The following is a 17,417-nucleotide window of genomic DNA, read 5'->3' as shown; positions in this document are numbered from 1 at the left end:
TCTTGAATTTGGGATATCCAGCTTTTTTTGAGAAAAATAAGGAGAAGGAATCACCAAGATTGTCGAAAGCATATTGAGTTATCTTCTGGCAAATTCCCGTCTCTTTAATCCATGTGAACTCAGGTTTTACATGATTGTTAAAGAATTTCTTGAGCAGGTATTTGTTGGGCTTCAATCCATCTTGATAAAGGTGGCTCCAAGTAGCCAATCCCCAGTTATAAGTAAACCTCGCTATTCCAGCGTGTTTGCTCATGACTGTTGCCTGACTCTTGTTTAGCTTTAACTTTGTTTTGATGGATAAAAGCATTGTTCGACCTCAACACTGTATTTCTTTGTTCAATTTAGCGAGGCGATCGCATGGTACACCAGGATTTTGTCTATAAGTGTACCACTTTGTCTATTTAATCGCTAGCTAAGGACTAGCTCATTGATTATTTTCATGCAATTTGAGCTTTAGATTAATACTCTCACTAATCCGTAATTTCACTGAGTTCAAATCCTGGGTCGGTTTTTACTCCCTGCTTTTTTCCTGAGACTCCCCTATAATCAAAATAAGCCGAATGTAAAGTTTTACTACAAAATTTACCGATAATGACAACTTTAAGCTTAGAGCAAATTGCAGCCAAGTTAGAAAGCGAAAACTCAGCCGATCGCATGGTGGCTTTGGCTAACTTGCGAAACGTGTCGGCTGAAACGGCTGTACCTTTGATTAAAAAGGTGTTGAACGACGAAAGTTTGCAAGTGCGATCGATGGCTGTGTTTGCTCTGGGAGTCAAACCGACAGCAGAGTGCTATCCCATTCTAGTCAAATTGCTAGAAACTGACCCAGATTACGGGATTCGCGCTGACGCTGCTGGTGCTTTGGGCTATCTGGAAGATATCAGAGCTTTTGAGGCTTTGGTGCGCGCTTTTTACGAAGATACTGAATGGCTGGTGCGCTTTAGTGCGGCGGTTTCTCTGGGAAATCTCAAAGATCCGCGGGCTCGCGACGTGCTGCTGAAAGCTCTCGACTGCGAACAAGTGGTGATCCAGCAGGCGGCGATTTCGGCTTTGGGGGAAATTAAGGCAATTGACGCGATCGATCGCATCCTCAACTTTGCTCAGTCAGAAGATTGGCTGATCCGTCAGAGGCTGGCTGAAGCTTTGGGCAATTTGCCGAGTGTGAAGAGTGTTTCGGCTTTGAAATACTTAGAAAAAGATAAAAATTCTCAAGTAGCTGAGGCCGCAACATTTTCTCTCAATCGCTTAGAGAAAACAGAAGCCTAAAATTTTTTAGAGGCGGGTTCACCAAAAATCTGTAAAAGCAGTAGAATCAGATAAACCCGCCCAGCCCTCTTTGCGATGTTTTAAACAAGTTATTAGACTTGAATTGCCTAAATCTTTGATTGATAGAACAACCGCAGATGCTCTTGGGATAAACACAGATAAACGCAGAGGTTTTTCAAGGCCAGAGAGTGAATGAGGGCGAGAGGTTTTTTGATTGTGTTGGAAGAGGGAGTTAAATGCCGTACAGTCAATTTAGCCTCGAACAAATTAAGAGAAATTTTGGCATAACTTTTACTAGGAGGGTTGGCTTGTTTGCCGACATTCCCGAAATAGAACCCAGCATTTTTTTGCAAGAAACTTTGCAATTTAATCTACCTTTAGCACTAGAAATTAATTCCGATAAAGCTCGCTCCGAGCTAATTGTCGCGCCGATATTAGTTGAAATCAAAAAACGGCTGCCGGAACGGATGAGTTTATTTTCAGGTAGAGAGTTTAATGTAGACTCTGCTAGGGGTTTGAGCGGTTATTGCGATTTTCTAATTAGCCGATCGCCCGAACAGCTAGTCATCGAATCCCCAGTCATCGCTTTGGTTGAAGCAAAAAACGACAACATTCTATCCGGCTTAGGGGAGTGCATGGCAGAAACGATCGCAGCCCAAATATTATTTTAGATTAACCCCACGGATAAATTCGGGGGAAGAGAGGATTTTAGATTTTCGATTTGGGATTGATTCCACGGATAAATCACGTGGCGGGTACCATCTGTGAAAATCTTGGTCAAGAAAATAACATTCAGACAATTTATGGAGTTGTGACAACAGGAAGTATCTGGAAATTCTTTAAGCTAGAAGGAATTGCGATCGAGATTGACACCGACGAATATTTTATCAATAATGTTTCTAAAATCCTCGGTATCTTAATAAATTTTATCGAGTGTTGAGTAAAATTCTGAATGTATGATGTAAGCTGTGATGGCAAATCGCAAGTTAAAATAGTTGTTTACATCCTTTAACCATAACTAGCCATGAATCAAGCACCGAATCCTTTTAACTCAAATCCCTCCGATCCGCTAGACCCCTTGGAGCAACAACCTGACGATCGAGGTGAAGAGTTGCCGAGACAGTACCACCCAGCTACTAAAAAAACTCTCCAAAAATTATTTCTGATTCTGATAGTTGTCGGGGTAGTGATTGGTGGGGTTCTATCTGTAGGTGTGATTTCGCTGATGCAAAAAGCCGGATTGACTGATGTGCCGGCGCGGGTACAGAATCCGAAGTAATATCTACTCGGAAGAATCTATCGATGCTAAATTCAGCAGTTTTCAGGGATGAAGCCTGACAAAATATGATGGTTTGTATGGATTTTTTTACAATAGACTTGAATTGTAAAAATACTGAGGACGGGCTAGAAGCCCATCCCACAAACTTTTTTTTCTTGTGGAATGGGCTTCTAGCCCGTCCTAAAATTTGATTGAAAGAACTTTTGCACTTCAGTTCTAATATAGCAACCACGCCCGACAGTGAGGACGTTCTTAATTGCTGAAACCGTTGCTTTTCTTGCTTCTTGCTTCTTGCTTCTTCCTTCGCCTATAATTGATGATTAAAAATTCGACAGCCAAGCCCGATCGCACTCCACAACCGCAGATTTCCGAAAAACTTGTTTCCGCAGGCTTTCACGCTCTTTCTGACCCCCTGCGGATTCAGATTCTGGAGTTGCTGCGGGAACAGGAGTTGTGTGTTTGCGACTTGTGCGATCGGCTTGGTGTCCCTCAGTCTAAACTCTCTTTTCACCTCAAAACCCTAAAAGAAGCCGCTTTAGTTCGCAGCCGCCAAGAAAGCCGCTGGATCTACTACAGCCTCAATCTAGCTCAGTTTCTCGCCCTGGAAGAGTACCTCGCCGAGTACCGCCGCTTGAGTCAGATGCTGCCGGCGCGCCCTTGTTCCGACGCGGGTTGACATATCAATATTTTTTGATTAGTAATATCGTGTCCGGTAAAGTAACCGCTATTGGTTCGATCGTTCCGACGAAGAGTCCTGGCTTGATGCGGACTAAAGTCCGAAGGATCGAACCAATAGACTTGACACATCAACTTTTTTTGATATGATGATTTGGAACCAATGAGTTGACAGTGATGGGTGCAGCAGCAAAGAAGTTAGCTTCGGGCGAAAATCGAGATTGCAGTCGAGAAGCGATCGCGGAATGCCTCGGCACGTTTATTCTAGTTTTTGCAGGCACCGGCGCGGTGATGGTTAACAAAATTAGCGGTGGTTCTGTAACTCATTTGGGCGTTAGTTTTGTATTTGGTGCAGTTGTAGCCGCGATGATTTATGCGATCGGGCATATCAGCGGCGCGCACTTTAACCCAGCCGTAACTTTAGGATTTTGGGCGAGCGGTTTTTTCCCAAAATACAAAGTTTTGCCTTACATTTTGGCGCAGTGTGCGGGGGCGATCGCAGCTTCCACACTGCTACTAATTAGCTTAGGAAAAGTGGGAAATCTCGGTGCAACTATCCCTCTTAACGGTAATTGGTTGCAGTCTCTAATTTTAGAAACAGTTCTGACTTTTATCCTGATGTTTGTGATTCTGGGTTCGGGGCTTGACAGGCGCGCTCATATCGGTTTTGCGGGGATAGCAATTGGCTTGACCGTAGGCTTGGAAGCTGCATTTATGGGGCCGATTACGGGAGCGAGCATGAATCCGGCGCGATCGCTCGGCCCGACCTTAATTGGTGGCATTTGGGAACACCACTGGGTTTACTGGGTTGCTCCAATTTGGGGCGCGCAGTTAGCAGTCGCTGTTTACCGACAAATATCTAACGGATTTCGGGATTTTAATTGAAAGGATTATGGCAAATTTCACGCACAAACCGAGAATTCTGTTTTTATACGGATCTTTGCGAGAGCGTTCTTACAGCCGCTTGTTGGCGGAAGAATCGGCTCGAATTATTGAGGATTTCGGTGCAGAAGTTCGGTTCTTCAATCCTCGGGAATTGCCGATTTATGGCAGCGTTCCCGATACGCATCCGAAGGTTCAAGAGTTGCGGGAATTGAGCCTTTGGTCGGAGGGTCAAGTTTGGTCGAGTCCAGAAATGCACGGCAATATTACGGGTATTATCAAAAATCAAATTGACTGGATACCTTTAAGTATTGGGGCTGTCAGACCGACTCAAGGCAGAACTTTGGCGGTGATGCAGGTTAGCGGCGGTTCTCAGTCTTTTAATGCTGTGAATACTTTGAGGATTTTGGGCCGCTGGATGCGGATGTTTACGATTCCTAATCAGTCTTCGGTGGCTAAGGCTTATCAGGAGTTTCATGATGATGGGACGATGAAGGATTCTCCTTTTCGCGATCGCGCGATCGATGTCATGGAGGAATTGTACAAGTTTACTTTGCTGTTGCGGGAGCACACCGACTATTTGACCGATCGCCACAGCGAACGCAAGGAACAAGCGGCCAAGGAGGCGATCGCAGTTGCAAATCGCGCCCTGGAAGTTAATTAAGGCGATTGAAATCGCGGAGAATCACCCGGCGATTGAAATCGCGGCTACACAGACAAAACCCGCCTTCGCGGGTTGAAGAATCACCCGGCGATTGAAATCGCGGCTACACAGACAAAACCCGCCTCCGCGGGTTAAAGAATCAAGGATTTTTCTTCAGTCCACGGAGGTGGACTTCGCTTGTGTAGCCGCGGTTTCTAACCGCCGGGGCCTAACTAACAACCAACAACCAATAACTAACAACAACCAACAACAACCAACAACAACCAACAACCAACAAAAACCATGAAAAAAGTAATGTTCGTGTGCAAAAGAAACTCCTGTCGATCGCAAATGGCAGAAGGATTAGCTAAAACCATCGGCAAAGACAAAATAGCCGTCACCAGTTCCGGTTTAGAATCAAGCAGAGTTCACCCGACAGCAATTCAAGTCATGTCAGAAATCGGCATTGATATCACCGATCAAACATCTAACGCCTTAAGCGAATTCAACGCCGAAGATTACGATGCAGTAATTTCTCTCTGCGGCTGCGGCGTGAATTTACCTGAAGCGTGGGTATTGCGAGAAGTATTTGAAGATTGGCAACTCGACGACCCCGACGGACAACCAATCGAAACTTTTCATCGCGTTCGAGGTGAAATTAAAGCAAGAGTTGAGAAATTAGTTGAAACCCTCAAATAAGACTTCTACGACCTATCTGAGTTGTAGAATTACCCGGCGATTGAAATCGCAACTACAAAAACACTCACGCGCCTGCGCGGGTTGAAGAATCAAGAATTTCTCTTCAGTCTGCGGAGGCAGACTTTGCTTGTGTAGCCGCGGTTTCTAACCGCCGAGGCTTTGTACCGAATAATTCAAATCTGTCGCTGTCGCTTCCCTTGAATTCATGCTAAATTATCAGAGACGTTCCACCAGAACGCCTCTAAATTCGTTGCGAGCACAGACTAAAAAATTTAGCACATGATTCAGACCGCAATCACGCCTTTCAAAAATAAACTCAACTCAGCTTTAACTAAAAAGCCGATCGCAGTTTTACAAATTAATCTAGGGAAACGCTGCAATCTCGCTTGCAGTCACTGCCACGTAGAAGCTAGCCCAACACGAACCGAAGAACTTTCCCCAGAAATATGCGAACAATTAATTGAAATCATTCGCCGTTTTCCTCAAATTCAAACTGTTGACCTCACGGGCGGTGCTCCCGAGATGCTTTACGGTTTTAAACCGTTGGCGGAAGCTGCAAGGGCCGCAGGTAAAGAGGTTATTGTTCGTTCTAATTTGACGATTTATTTTGAGAAAGGCTTTGAAGATATTCCCGAATACTGCGCGCAACACCAACTCAGAATTGTGGCGTCGCTTCCCTGTTACCAAGCTAATAATGTTGACAAAATGCGCGGCAGCGGTGTTTTTGACAGTTCGATTCGGGCTCTGCAAAAGCTGAATCAGTTGGGCTACGGAAACAACCCAAATTTAATTCTAGATTTGGTGTACAATCCGCAGGTTCCGACAACAGATAAGTTTTCGCTGACGGCGGAACAGGGCAAGTTACAGCAAGATTATCAGGTGTATTTAGCCGAACATTTTGGGATTTGTTTTAATCACTTGTTCGCAATTACTAATTTGCCTGTGGGACGGACTAAGTTTCATTTGGAACACAAAAAACTGCACAAGCCTTATCTGGGGTTTTTGGAAAATAATTTTAATCCTGGTACTCTGGATCATTTAATGTGTCGGAACGAATTGTCGATCGACTATTTGGGCAATGTTTACGACTGCGATTTTAACCAAATGGAAAATCTGCCGGCGAAAACTGGCAGCGGGGAAACTATAACTGTTGCTAAATTGCTGGAATCTGGTAGTTTAGATGTAATTCAAGAGGTGCAAACTGCTGCTTATTGCTACGGCTGTACGGCGGGTAGCGGTTCTAGTTGTGGCGGTACGTTGATTTGAGAAATACAGGACATGGCAGTGCCATTTCCCTACCCTAGAAAATGAAATACAGTAGGGACACGGCACTGCCGTGTCCCTCCCTACACGGCACTGCCGTGTCCCTCCCTACACGGCACTGCCGTGTCCCTACCCTGGAAACGACGATGTATGCAATTTAGACGGGGAGTTTAGGTAATGAATGATTTGCGATCGCCCGATGACAAAAATCCACCATCAAATAAGTGGAAGCTGTTTTTAGGGATTGGTTTAGCTGTGGCTTTGATTGTGGCGGCCAAGTTTTTCAATTTTCAAGGAATTCTGACAAATGCCCTGGAGTCGATCGCCAATCTCGGCCCTTGGGGCCCCGCAGCTTTTATTCTAATTTACATTATAGCAACAGTTTTATTTATCCCCGGTTCCTTGCTGACTCTCGGTTCTGGCGTTTTGTTCGGAGTTGTTGGTGGCACGGTTTGCGTTTCCATCGGATCGGTTTTGGGCGCTACTTGCGCTTTTTTAACAGGTAGATATTTAACTCGCGATTGGGTTTCCAAACAGATAGCAGGTAATCTCAAGTTTCAGGCGATCGACTCCGCCGTTGCTTCAGAAGGATGGAAAATTGTACTTCTGACGCGGCTTTCGCCAATTTTTCCGTTTAATTTGCTCAACTATGCTTTTGGAGTAACGCAGGTGTCTCTCAGAGACTATTTTTTCGCATCTTGGATCGGCATGATTCCCGGAACCGTGATGTATGTTTATATCGGTTCCCTGGCTGGTAGTTTGGCTGCAATTGGATCGCAAGGGCGATCGCGCACTACTGCTGAGTGGGCTTTGTACGGCATTGGTTTAATAGCAACGATCGCCCTCACCGTTTATGTAACCCGCTTGGCCAAAAAAGCTTTAGACGCAAAAATTTCTCCTTGAAGCCATAGCGCAAATTTGTCAAATTGTCAACAGGGATTTCACCCTACATTATAATACATTGCTAATTTAAAAAACTCCGTATTTTCTCTGTGTTATTTACAAGAATTTTGTTATAAAAACGAGATAGATATTAAAGATATAGCAATTCTCAAGTGATTCAGGTCACAGATTGGCAATTCGTAAGATCACTGACAAGTACCTCACGAAAATTGACAACCACTATATCTTAAATCACTAATATCAAGTAAGCAAAGGGAAAGTCTGAATATCAAGTTGATGCTAAAACCGAATGCTATCGCGCGATCGGAATTTATTTGTCAAGTCAGAAATGTAATGCCATTTCTCTCAAACAACGTCACTTTCAACAGTTGACAGTTGACAGTTGAAAGTTGACAGTTTGAGAGCGACCTCTACCTAGAAGTCAGAGGATTGGAGTAATGAATAGTCTGATTTTCATTTCTCCCGATCGGGGAGAGGCTTTCAACCAATTCTTTCTGGTAAACTCTGTTCTTCATCCCAAGATTAATCAGTCATTTTCAATTGTCTAATCAAAAATCTAAAAACAAAAAGTGGTATAACCCCTGATTGGTATAACCAATGAGGACTCAAACCCTCACTATTTATCTAATATTAATTCTGCCGGATTACGAATAACAAATGCCGTTTGATCTATTAGACTCTCGACGAGAACATTTGATGATGCAAAACCCAGCAAATCAAGCCCGAACTGTGTCTGTGCAGCCACCCCATCAAACAAAAAAGCTGCGCCGCTTGTGGCAAAAAATAAGTAATTCTGCTCAATTGCGGTGGCAGCAAGCGCACAGTCTTTGGCAGCACAGACGGCAGCGCCGCCATTTGCTGACCCTACTAATACTGGGCAGCACGGCTTTAAGCATTAGCACCACTGCTTGCATTAGCTATTTCGTAGTGCGCGGACTAATCCTCGACAATTTAAAGGCAATAGCACTATTAAAATTAGAAAAAGGCAGTGAAGAAATCGATAAGTGGCTCAGCAGTCGCAAAGCAGAAATAGAAACCATTGCTTACTCTCCTACTGTTCGCACTCTCGATTGGAAATTAGTTGAACCAATTTTGCAAGGAGAAACCTACAGGTTAAAAGAGTATTTCTTATTGTCATTAGTTCAAGCCGATGGATCGGTGCAGAACACTTTAGGCACTAACACCAACACCAAAGACCGCCAACACTTTCAAAAGGCGATGAACGGAAATGTCAACGTTTCCGACCCGCTGATCGGACGCAGCAGCAAGCTTTCAGCAATCATTATTGCAGCTCCACTTTGGGCATTGCCCCCCAATCCCAACAAAGTAATTGGAGTTCTTGCAGGCAGCATTAAAGTAGACCGAGTAGCCTCTGTAGCTAACAGCTTGCAATACGGTTCTGACAGCTATGCTTTTGTGCTTAATTCAGCAGGAGTGCCAATTATTCATCCCAACAATAAATTAATCGGAACTATCGACCTGCCAGCCCCAACTTTTTTAAAATCACAAGACCCAGGATTAGCAGCAATTGCGCGCAATATGACCAGCCATCAGACGAATATCGAACTGGTAAAAATAGATGACAAATGGGTGTATGTAGCCTATGCTTCCCTCAGCGAAGTTAACTGGTCAATGGCTCTAGTAATTCCCCGCGAAAATATTGAATCCCAACTCCAAGCATTAAATTTGCTGACATCCGTCGTCGGCGGACTGCTCGTCCCGGCAATGCTAGCAGCAATTTGGCTAATTTACTCCTCCGAAAACAATCGCGTTCAAGCGGAGCGAGAAGCCATGCTAAACCGCATTGCCGGACGCATTCAAGATTCCCTAGAATTAGACAAAATTGTGCAAAGCACCGTGGAAGAAATAGTGAATTTGCTGCACCTAGAACGGGCGGCTTTTGGTTGGCACGAACCGCAAAATAAAACCTTACAAATTTTGTGGGAATCATGCGAATTTGAGTGTCCCAAAGAAGCGATCGAGTTCGACCCTTACTTTTCGGAAAATTCGTCACTCCGCAGCGATAAATGCAAGCTAATTATTCTGTCGAGCGACACTGGGATCCAGAGTGCAAGTCAACCGATCGAACTTAAAGCTAATAGCTATTTAGCCGTCCATGTTCAGACTAAAAACGAGCGACAGGGTTATTTAATTTGCAGTCATGCTACCCATTGGTTTTGGAGCGGGGAGGAAATCCAATTGTTAAAAGCTGTGGCAGACCAACTGGCAATCGCCATCAATCAATCTCACCTTTACAGCCAAACCCAAGACCAAGTAAAACTGCTCAATAGTGCCTTAGATGAACTCAAAAAAACACAAACTCATTTAGTGCAGAGCGAGAAAATGTCATCCCTGGGTCAAATGGTGGCCGGGATAGCTCACGAAATCAACAACCCGGTTAACTTCATTTCGGCTAATTTGCCTCACACCACCAAATATACTAAAGATTTGTTAGATTTGGTGAGTTTATACAAAAAAACCTTCCCAGAAGTGACTCCGGAAATAGAAGAGTTTGCCGAAGCAATTGAGTTGGAATTTATCGAGGAAGATTTGCCGCATATGTTGAATTCTATGAAAATAGGAACCGAACGCATTCGCACCATAGTTCTTTCTTTGCGAAACTTTTCTCGCCTCGATGAATCTGACAAAAAACTGGCGGACATTCACGAAGGTATCGAAAATACCTTGCTGCTGCTCTCCAACCGGATCAAGAATGGGATTTATATAGTCAAGAGATACGGAAAAGTGCCTTCAGTCGAGTGCTATCCCTCTCAGCTAAATCAGGTGTTTATGAACTTGCTGAGCAATGCGATGGATGCTTTGAAGGAGATCGATCGCCTGGATAAAATCATTACTATTTCTACGGGAGTAGTTCGACAAAATGGCGGTAAGTTTCTGAAAGTGACGATTGCCGACAACGGCCCGGGCATTCCCGAAAGCATTCAAGACCAAATTTTTAACCCATTTTTTACTACAAAACCAGTCGGGCAAGGTACTGGTTTGGGATTAGCAATTAGCTACAAAATTGTAGTAGACGGACACGGCGGCAGTATCAAGATTGCTCAGCCTAAGGGCGGGGGGACGGAGTTTTTGATAAAAATTCCGATCGCGGAGGGGTATCAAGAGGCAAGCAGGAAGAGGGAAGGAACGCCACGGATGAGTGCAACGCAGGTAAAGGAGCTTTCATGAATGCTAAATTGGCTGGCTTTGGCTAAAATTAAAAGAGTTGTTGTGCAAGGAGTTTTATGGCTGTTGGCAAGGATACAATTTTTGAGCGCTTTTTGTCGCCCCTGATACGACTGGCGATCGACGAACAAGCACTGAAACGACTCTACGAAGGTATCGACTGGGAAACAGCGGGCGATCGCCACCGACAACCAGACCTAGTTTATCCCGAATATTACAGCAGCCAAAACTTTCACGGCATCGAAGGCGGCTACCTCAACCCCAGTGCAGCGGTTTCCTACGATCCAATTACGCAATACGTTTTGCCTCCCCACGAAACAGTCGTCAGACAAGGCTTAATAGACGGTGTGCGGGTGAAGCCGCGCCGAATCATCGATTTGGGATGCGGCACTGGCTCAACCACGCTGATGCTCAAACAAGCCTTTCCGGAAGCGGAAGTTGTCGGCCTGGATTTGTCGCCATATATGCTGGTAGTCGCCGAAATGAAATCGCAAAAAGCCGGCTTAAATATCGAGTGGTTGCACGGAAATGCCGAAAGCGTTGCTTTTGCTGACGGCAGCTTTGATTTAGTTGCAGCTTCCTTGCTGTTTCACGAGACGCCACCTGCGGTATCGCGGGCAATTTTGCGAGAAAGTTTCCGATTGCTGAAGGTTGGGGGACAAGTGGCAATTTTGGACGGAAACCAAAAAACTTTGCGGCAGACAGAGTGGCTGACTGATATCTTTGAAGAGCCTTATATTAAGTCTTATGCCACTGGTAGTATTGATGCTTGGGCGGGGGCTGCTGGATTCGCGGCGGTGCAAACTCAGGATTACTGGTGGGTGCATCAGGTAACGCAGGGTGTGAAACCTCTTCCTGGGGAAGATTTGGAACCGGTGCGGGCGGCGAAGGTGTGGAATCCGATCGATTTGGTTCCTGATTTGGATGGCGATTTACCGGGAATTCCAGCTTACAGTTGACAGTTGACAGTTGACAGTTGACAGTTGACAGTTGACAATTGACAGTTGACAGTTGACAGTTGACAGTTGACAGTTGACAGTTGACAGTTGACAGTTGACAGTTGACAGTTGACAGCTAACAGCTAACAGCTAACAGTTGAGAGTTGCTATTCAATAACGAATAACCAATAACGAATAACCAATAACCAATAACCAATAACCAATAACGAATAACGAATAACCAATAACGAATAACCAATAACGAATAACGAATAACCAATAACGAATAACCAATAACGAATAACGAATAACGAATAACGAATAACGAATAACGAATAACGAATAACCAATAACCAATAACCAATGACTAATAACCAATAACCAATAACCAATGACTAATGACTCTAAAAGCAGTTTTATTTGATTTTAATGGCGTTATTATTAATGACGAGTCGATTCACGAGAAAATAATCGATCGACTGATGCTAGATGAAAATCTCCAACTCAAACGTGGGGAGTTTCGGGAAGTGTGCTTGGGAAGGAGCGATCGCACTTGTATTACCGAACTGCTGAAGCGCCGGGGACGATATCTGACAGAAACATACCTCGATCGCTTGCTGCTACGCAAGGCCCAAGCTTATCAGGAAACAATCAATAGTTTGGAAAAATTGCCCATTTATTCGGATGTGGCAGAATTTATTGACAAAATTCGGGTTTCCGGACTAAAAATGGCGGTAGTTAGCGCGGCAATGCGATCGGATATAGAATTGGTGTTAGATCGATCGGGTTTGGCTGCAAACTTTGAATTAATTGTCGCAGGCGACGACTTGATGGCGAGCAAACCAGCACCCGACGGCTATCTGTTGGCGGTGGAACTTCTCAACCAGAAATATCCCGGATTTAACTTGCAAGCGATCGAGTGTTTGGCATTAGAAGATACCTTTGCAGGGATAGAAGCGGCGAAAAAAGCGGGGATTCAGGTAGCGGGGGTGACTCACACTTACCCGTTTCACATGATCCAGCGCCAAGCTAATTGGACGGTGGACTATTTTGCTGATTTAGAGTTGGACAGAGTAGCCCAACTTTGCTCGATCGCCCCGACTCCACCAGCAGCATAAAACACTTGACGTTTTTAGCAGTTACGTGCTAACGTAGTTGACTGTCTGCCAAATTCAATACAAATGCGACCTGTAAGCCTTTGAGATTTGGCAATCGGGCATCTAAAATGTTAAATTAAAAGTCAATCAGGGGAATTAGCTCAGTTGGTAGAGCGCTGCGATCGCACCGCAGAGGCCAGCGGTTCGAGTCCGCTATTCTCCATAAAATCAGGGATATTTCTACAAATTTTGGGCGGGTGAGGTGGTTTGAGATTGGCTTGCGTGCGATCGAGCAATTTCTGCCTAACTCCCAACATTCATCAGGTATCGCTATAAAAAAAGCGGGTTTCTAATTTCAGACTGATTCCGGAAAAGACGTATTTGGGTTGACAAACGGGTTTCTGTCGCAGTTACTCTCAATCCCCACCAAACCTTCAATTTGTCAATAACAATAAGTTTTGTATCTAAAGGTACAACATTCTTCTAAAGCGAGTCTTAATATCAAGTCGCTATGTGTTATTATTCTCAATCATCTGACAGAGCTATTCAGGAGTAACTAGAAAAAATGACAAAGCGATTCGATCGGCGGAAATTTCTCTTATACAGTTCTGCTACCCTCACATCAAGTTTATTTCTAAAAGCTTGTAGAACTCCCACTCCAACCGCAACCCCAGCCGCTTCTCCAACAGCAGCAGGAACTACACCAGCAGCACCAGCAGCCAGCAGTGGGAACACGATCAAAGTAGGAATTTTGCATTCCTTGAGCGGCACAATGTCAATCAGCGAAAAAAGCGTTGTGGAGGCTGAACAATTAGCGATAGAAGAAATCAATAAAGCTGGCGGCGTCCTCGGAAAACAAATCCAAGCAATAGTAGAAGACGGCAACTCAGACTGGCCGACTTTTGCCGAAAAAGCCAAAAAATTGATCGATCAAGACAAAGTTGTCACCGTCTTTGGCTGCTGGACATCCGCCAGCCGCAAAGCAGTGTTACCAGTATTTGAAGAAAAAAATCATATGCTCTGGTATCCCGTACAATACGAGGGTCAAGAGTGCTCCAAGAATATCTTTTATACCGGGGCTGCGCCGAACCAGCAAATCGAACCAGCAGTAGACTGGCTGCTAGCAAATAAAGGCAAAAAATTCTTCTTAGTCGGGTCGGACTACGTTTTCCCCCGCACCGCAAACACTATTATCAAAGCACAGCTAGCAGCCAAAGGTGGCGAATTAGTTGGGGAAGATTACATACCTTTGGGCGGTACAGAAGTCACGCCAATTATTACTAAAATCAAGGCAGCTTTACCCGAAGGTGGTGTCATTTTCAATTCCCTCAACGGCGACAGCAACGTCGCATTTTTCAAACAGTTGCAGGGCGCAGGTTTGACCCCGGACAAATATCCGTCAATGTCAGTCAGTATAGCAGAAGAAGAAGTAAAGGCGATCGGCGTAGAATATCTCAAAGGCCATTACGCCGCCTGGAATTACTTCATGACTGTGGAATCTCCGGCAAATAAAAAATTTGTGGAAGCTTTCAAGGCAAAATACGGCAAAGACAGAGTGACTAACGACCCGATGGAAGCAGCTTACATCATGGTTTACCTGTGGAAGCAAGCCGTCGAAAAAGCAGGAACACCAGACGATTTGGAAAAAGTGCGGGCAGCAGCTTTGGGTCAAACTTTTGACGCCCCGGGTGGCAAAGTAACCCTGGAAGTTAACCATCACCTTTCTAAATTTGTGCGGTTGGGCGAAGTGAGAGAAGATGGTTTGTTTAACATCACTTTTGCTACGCCAGAAGCCGTGAAGCCGATTCCTTGGAATCAGTTTGTCGCTGAAACAAAAGGTTTTTCTTGCGATTGGTCTGACCCCGCAAAAGGCGGCAAATTCAAGGCACCATAAGTAGCCAAGACCAATTTTATTTAATGTTGGCAACAGATATTCGATCCCCCCTAACCCCCCTGGTGGGAGGGGGGACAATATCTTGATTTCAAAGTCAACCCCTACTCCCCTTATTAATTAAGGGGGATTTAGGGGGATCGAGACTTGGCTACCAGCGCTATTATACAGATGGTTTTAGTTCTAAGTTGAGACGCATGAAATAAAACCTACCTCTACAAAAAATATTTATTGTATGTAAAAAAGTAAGAGGAAAAAAATGGCGATCGACTTATTGGACGGTTTATTTAATGGCATTAGCATCGGCGCTGTTTTGCTAATTGCAGCCCTGGGATTAGCGATTATTTTTGGGCTGATGGGCGTAATTAATATGGCTCACGGCGAGTTGATGATGTTGGGGGCTTATACAACTTTTGTAGTGCAGAATTTCTTCAAAGGTATCGGAGGATTTGCCTTTGAAACTTATATTTTATTTGCCATTCCCCTCGCTTTTTTAGTGGCGGCATTAGTAGGATTAATTCTCGAACGGGGAGTGATTCGTCATCTCTACGGGCGGCCGCTAGAAACTCTGCTGGCGACGTGGGGCGTAAGTTTGATTTTGCAGCAGTTTGTTCGCAGCGTCAGTTGGGGGCTGGTAACGGGAATTGCGGTGTTTTGTTTGCTGTTTTTTGGCGGCTTGCAGGTGCTGAAACGGCGCCCCGATTTCGATCGCACTCGCAGCACATTTATCGCCATAATTTTGCCTCTGTCTCTCGGTATTTCCTGGGCAGTGAGCGCATTTTTAGGGGAAACTTACAAACTGGCAGTAACTCAACCTTGGTTTGGCGCTCAAAACGTTGATGTGACTGCGCCTGCATGGCTGCGCGGCGGCATCCCGCTGGGAACTTTTCAGTTACCCTACGCCCGACTTTTTATTATTGCGCTGACAGGCATTTGTTTGGCAGGAATTTACCTATTTTTGCAAAAGTCTGTGTGGGGATTGCGGATTCGCGCTGTGACGCAAAATCGCAGCATGAGCGCTTGTTTGGGAATACCTACCGAACAAGTAGATGCGCTGACTTTTGCTTTGGGTTCGGGATTGGCTGGTGTCGCTGGGTGCGCGATTAGTTTGATTGGTTCTGTAGGGTCAAATACCGGACAAAATTATATAGTCGATACCTTTATGGTGGTGGTTGTGGGCGGTGTGGGCAAGATTATGGGGAGTGTAGTTGCTGCAATGGCGATCGGCACTGCAAATTATCTCATCGGATCGGGAACACTTGCATTAATGTTTGCTCCTGTCAAGCCTTTAGCTGATTTTTTCACATTTTTCGCCACCACCAGCATGGCAAAAGTCATGGTATTCGCCTTAATTATGGCTTTTCTGCAAGTGAAGCCGGGCGGAATTTTTCCGCAAAAAGGACGGACTGTTGAGAATTAAAAACTACAGCTTTGAGCGGCAAAAAAATGAAGAATACAGAAAAAAAGGCTCTGTTTAAAGAAGCAGCAATTGTAGGGGCGATCGCCATAATTGCGATCGCGATCGTCCCAGGAATACTTGCTGACGCTCGTCTCAACCAATTGGGACGATTTTTAGCACTAGCGATTGTAGCTCTCGGTATAGACTTAATTTGGGGATATACAGGTTTGCTCAGTCTGGGACATGGCGTATTTTTTGCGATCGGTGGCTACGCCTTCGCCATGCACCTAAAACTGCAAATTCCCCCAACCGCCAGCAGTCAATTACCCGAATTCATGAACCTCTACGGCGTCACCGAACTGCCCTGGTTTTGGCAACCATTCTATTCATTTCCCTTCTCAGTCATCGCCCTATTCCTCATCCCCGCCATCTTGGGCGGACTTTTAGGTTACTTAGTATTCCGCAATCGCATTCGAGGCGTTTACTTTTCAATTCTCACCCAAGCAGCCACAATTGTATTTTTCAACTTCTTTAACGGCCAGCAAAAACTGATTAACGGCACCAACGGACTCACCGACTTTAAAACCCTATTCGGAGCCACAGTAAACGGCAGAGATACTCAATATATTTTCTACATTCTCACCGTACTATTTCTAGCAGCAACTTACGCCCTCTGCCGCTGGCTGACAAGCGGGCGTTTCGGGCGCTTGCTACTAGCAATTCGCGACGACGAAGTGCGCCTGCGTTTCTCCGGCTACAATCCCACAGGATACAAAGTTTTAGTATTTGCAATTTCCGCCGGCTTAGCCGGGATTGCAGGCGCTTTATTCACCGTACAAACGGGAATTATTTCGCCAAAGGCAATGGATATAGCATTTTCCATCGAAATGGTAATTTGGGTAGCAGTAGGAGGTCGCGCCACATTATCAGGAGCAATATTGGGAGCGCTGCTAGTCAACTTTGGCAAAAGTTTCTTGAGCGAACAATTCCCCGAAGTGTGGCTGTTTTTCCAAGGCGCATTATTCCTAATAGTAGTCACCGTGCTGCCCGACGGCCTAGTCGGATGGGTGCAAAATCAAGATTTTGAGCAAATCCGTCGCTTGTTCAGAAAACCGAAGTACGCATCTACTTACCCCAGCCTGGAACAAGACCCCGAAGTGCAGCACGAAAAAGAAGAACTTGAACATTGATTGCAAAAATATCGTGTATATATAAGTAGGCGGACATAAATAAATGTCACCCGGAAGAGAGAAACGAAGCAATCGCCATAGACTTGACACCAGCTTTCCTGCGGCT

At 45.0% G+C, this 17,417-nt stretch carries 17 protein-coding genes and 1 tRNA gene; 17 read left to right on the top strand and 1 reads right to left on the bottom strand.

Annotated elements, in window-relative coordinates; all coding sequences use genetic code 11:
• The coding region (locus JGK22_RS06745; protein ID WP_293312586.1) for a helix-turn-helix domain-containing protein at window positions 1-253 on the bottom strand (253 nt) is incomplete at its 3' end.
• A 338-nt stretch (window positions 254-591) separates the two neighbouring features.
• On the opposite strand from JGK22_RS06745, the gene JGK22_RS06740 reads away from it, so the two are divergent.
• The 17 genes from JGK22_RS06740 to urtC all read left to right on the top strand — a co-directional run bounded on the left by JGK22_RS06740 (window position 592) and on the right by urtC (window position 17,311).
• Window positions 592-1,266, top strand: a complete 675-nt coding sequence (locus JGK22_RS06740) for a HEAT repeat domain-containing protein (protein WP_293142775.1) — start codon at window positions 592-594, stop codon at window positions 1,264-1,266.
• Between the two features lie 236 nt (window positions 1,267-1,502).
• On the top strand, window positions 1,503-1,937 hold the full coding sequence (locus tag JGK22_RS06735; protein ID WP_293312584.1) for a hypothetical protein: 435 nt from the start codon (window positions 1,503-1,505) through the stop codon (window positions 1,935-1,937).
• Window positions 1,938-2,014: 77 nt separating this feature from the next.
• Complete coding sequence (locus JGK22_RS06730) at window positions 2,015-2,206, top strand: hypothetical protein (protein WP_293200934.1); 192 nt, start codon at window positions 2,015-2,017, stop codon at window positions 2,204-2,206.
• A gap of 84 nt (window positions 2,207-2,290) precedes the next feature.
• A complete protein-coding gene (locus JGK22_RS06725) occupies window positions 2,291-2,545 on the top strand; it encodes a hypothetical protein (protein ID WP_293175203.1) in 255 nt (84 codons plus the stop codon).
• Window positions 2,546-2,861: 316 nt separating this feature from the next.
• Window positions 2,862-3,221 (top strand): metalloregulator ArsR/SmtB family transcription factor, encoded by a 360-nt coding sequence (locus JGK22_RS06720; protein WP_293312582.1) that lies wholly within the window; start codon window positions 2,862-2,864, stop codon window positions 3,219-3,221.
• A 176-nt stretch (window positions 3,222-3,397) separates the two neighbouring features.
• Window positions 3,398-4,105 carry an MIP/aquaporin family protein gene (locus JGK22_RS06715; protein ID WP_293312579.1) on the top strand — a complete coding sequence of 236 codons (708 nt, stop codon included), beginning with the start codon at window positions 3,398-3,400 and terminating at the stop codon, window positions 4,103-4,105.
• 7 nt (window positions 4,106-4,112) lie between these two features.
• Window positions 4,113-4,766, top strand: a complete 654-nt coding sequence (gene arsH / locus JGK22_RS06710) for an arsenical resistance protein ArsH (RefSeq protein WP_293175197.1) — start codon at window positions 4,113-4,115, stop codon at window positions 4,764-4,766.
• A 282-nt stretch (window positions 4,767-5,048) separates the two neighbouring features.
• Entirely contained in the window at window positions 5,049-5,444 is a 396-nt protein-coding gene (arsC, locus tag JGK22_RS06705) for an arsenate reductase, glutathione/glutaredoxin type (RefSeq protein ID WP_293175195.1), read from the top strand.
• A gap of 279 nt (window positions 5,445-5,723) precedes the next feature.
• Window positions 5,724-6,710 carry an arsenosugar biosynthesis radical SAM (seleno)protein ArsS gene (gene arsS, locus JGK22_RS06700; RefSeq protein ID WP_293175193.1) on the top strand — a complete coding sequence of 329 codons (987 nt, stop codon included), beginning with the start codon at window positions 5,724-5,726 and terminating at the stop codon, window positions 6,708-6,710.
• A 174-nt stretch (window positions 6,711-6,884) separates the two neighbouring features.
• Window positions 6,885-7,610, top strand: coding sequence for a TVP38/TMEM64 family protein (locus JGK22_RS06695; protein ID WP_293175191.1), 726 nt, complete (start codon window positions 6,885-6,887; stop codon window positions 7,608-7,610).
• 696 nt (window positions 7,611-8,306) lie between these two features.
• The gene (locus JGK22_RS06690) at window positions 8,307-10,799 is read left to right on the top strand and encodes an ATP-binding protein (protein WP_293312577.1); all 2,493 of its coding nucleotides are present in this window, start codon (window positions 8,307-8,309) and stop codon (window positions 10,797-10,799) included.
• 56 nt (window positions 10,800-10,855) lie between these two features.
• Complete coding sequence (locus tag JGK22_RS06685) at window positions 10,856-11,755, top strand: class I SAM-dependent methyltransferase (RefSeq protein WP_293312575.1); 900 nt, start codon at window positions 10,856-10,858, stop codon at window positions 11,753-11,755.
• Window positions 11,756-12,132: 377 nt separating this feature from the next.
• Complete coding sequence (locus JGK22_RS06680; RefSeq protein ID WP_293175185.1) at window positions 12,133-12,852, top strand: HAD family phosphatase; 720 nt, start codon at window positions 12,133-12,135, stop codon at window positions 12,850-12,852.
• Between the two features lie 129 nt (window positions 12,853-12,981).
• Window positions 12,982-13,054, top strand: a tRNA-Ala gene (locus JGK22_RS06675).
• 342 nt (window positions 13,055-13,396) lie between these two features.
• On the top strand, window positions 13,397-14,725 hold the full coding sequence (gene urtA, locus JGK22_RS06670; protein WP_293175183.1) for an urea ABC transporter substrate-binding protein: 1,329 nt from the start codon (window positions 13,397-13,399) through the stop codon (window positions 14,723-14,725).
• Window positions 14,726-14,981: 256 nt separating this feature from the next.
• Complete coding sequence (locus JGK22_RS06665) at window positions 14,982-16,142, top strand: urea ABC transporter permease subunit UrtB (RefSeq protein WP_293175180.1); 1,161 nt, start codon at window positions 14,982-14,984, stop codon at window positions 16,140-16,142.
• 26 nt (window positions 16,143-16,168) lie between these two features.
• A complete protein-coding gene (gene urtC / locus JGK22_RS06660; RefSeq protein WP_293195980.1) occupies window positions 16,169-17,311 on the top strand; it encodes an urea ABC transporter permease subunit UrtC in 1,143 nt (380 codons plus the stop codon).
• Window positions 17,312-17,417 lie beyond the last annotated feature (106 nt).

This window comes from Microcoleus sp. PH2017_08_TRC_O_A (assembly GCF_020738665.1).
Taxonomy (GTDB): domain Bacteria; phylum Cyanobacteriota; class Cyanobacteriia; order Cyanobacteriales; family Microcoleaceae; genus Microcoleus.
Note: the sequence above shows the minus strand (reverse complement) of the source record. Positions and strands in the feature narration are given on the sequence as shown.

Coding starts and splice junctions, on each gene's coding strand:
- JGK22_RS06740 (WP_293142775.1), top strand. CDS start 592: ATGACAACTTTAAGCTTAGAGCAAATTGCAGCCAAGTTAGAAAGCGAA.
- JGK22_RS06735 (WP_293312584.1), top strand. CDS start 1,503: ATGCCGTACAGTCAATTTAGCCTCGAACAAATTAAGAGAAATTTTGGC.
- JGK22_RS06725 (WP_293175203.1), top strand. CDS start 2,291: ATGAATCAAGCACCGAATCCTTTTAACTCAAATCCCTCCGATCCGCTA.
- JGK22_RS06720 (WP_293312582.1), top strand. CDS start 2,862: ATGATTAAAAATTCGACAGCCAAGCCCGATCGCACTCCACAACCGCAG.
- JGK22_RS06715 (WP_293312579.1), top strand. CDS start 3,398: ATGGGTGCAGCAGCAAAGAAGTTAGCTTCGGGCGAAAATCGAGATTGC.
- arsH (WP_293175197.1), top strand. CDS start 4,113: ATGGCAAATTTCACGCACAAACCGAGAATTCTGTTTTTATACGGATCT.
- arsC (WP_293175195.1), top strand. CDS start 5,049: ATGAAAAAAGTAATGTTCGTGTGCAAAAGAAACTCCTGTCGATCGCAA.
- arsS (WP_293175193.1), top strand. CDS start 5,724: ATGATTCAGACCGCAATCACGCCTTTCAAAAATAAACTCAACTCAGCT.
- JGK22_RS06695 (WP_293175191.1), top strand. CDS start 6,885: ATGAATGATTTGCGATCGCCCGATGACAAAAATCCACCATCAAATAAG.
- JGK22_RS06690 (WP_293312577.1), top strand. CDS start 8,307: ATGATGCAAAACCCAGCAAATCAAGCCCGAACTGTGTCTGTGCAGCCA.
- JGK22_RS06685 (WP_293312575.1), top strand. CDS start 10,856: ATGGCTGTTGGCAAGGATACAATTTTTGAGCGCTTTTTGTCGCCCCTG.
- JGK22_RS06680 (WP_293175185.1), top strand. CDS start 12,133: ATGACTCTAAAAGCAGTTTTATTTGATTTTAATGGCGTTATTATTAAT.
- urtA (WP_293175183.1), top strand. CDS start 13,397: ATGACAAAGCGATTCGATCGGCGGAAATTTCTCTTATACAGTTCTGCT.
- JGK22_RS06665 (WP_293175180.1), top strand. CDS start 14,982: ATGGCGATCGACTTATTGGACGGTTTATTTAATGGCATTAGCATCGGC.
- urtC (WP_293195980.1), top strand. CDS start 16,169: ATGAAGAATACAGAAAAAAAGGCTCTGTTTAAAGAAGCAGCAATTGTA.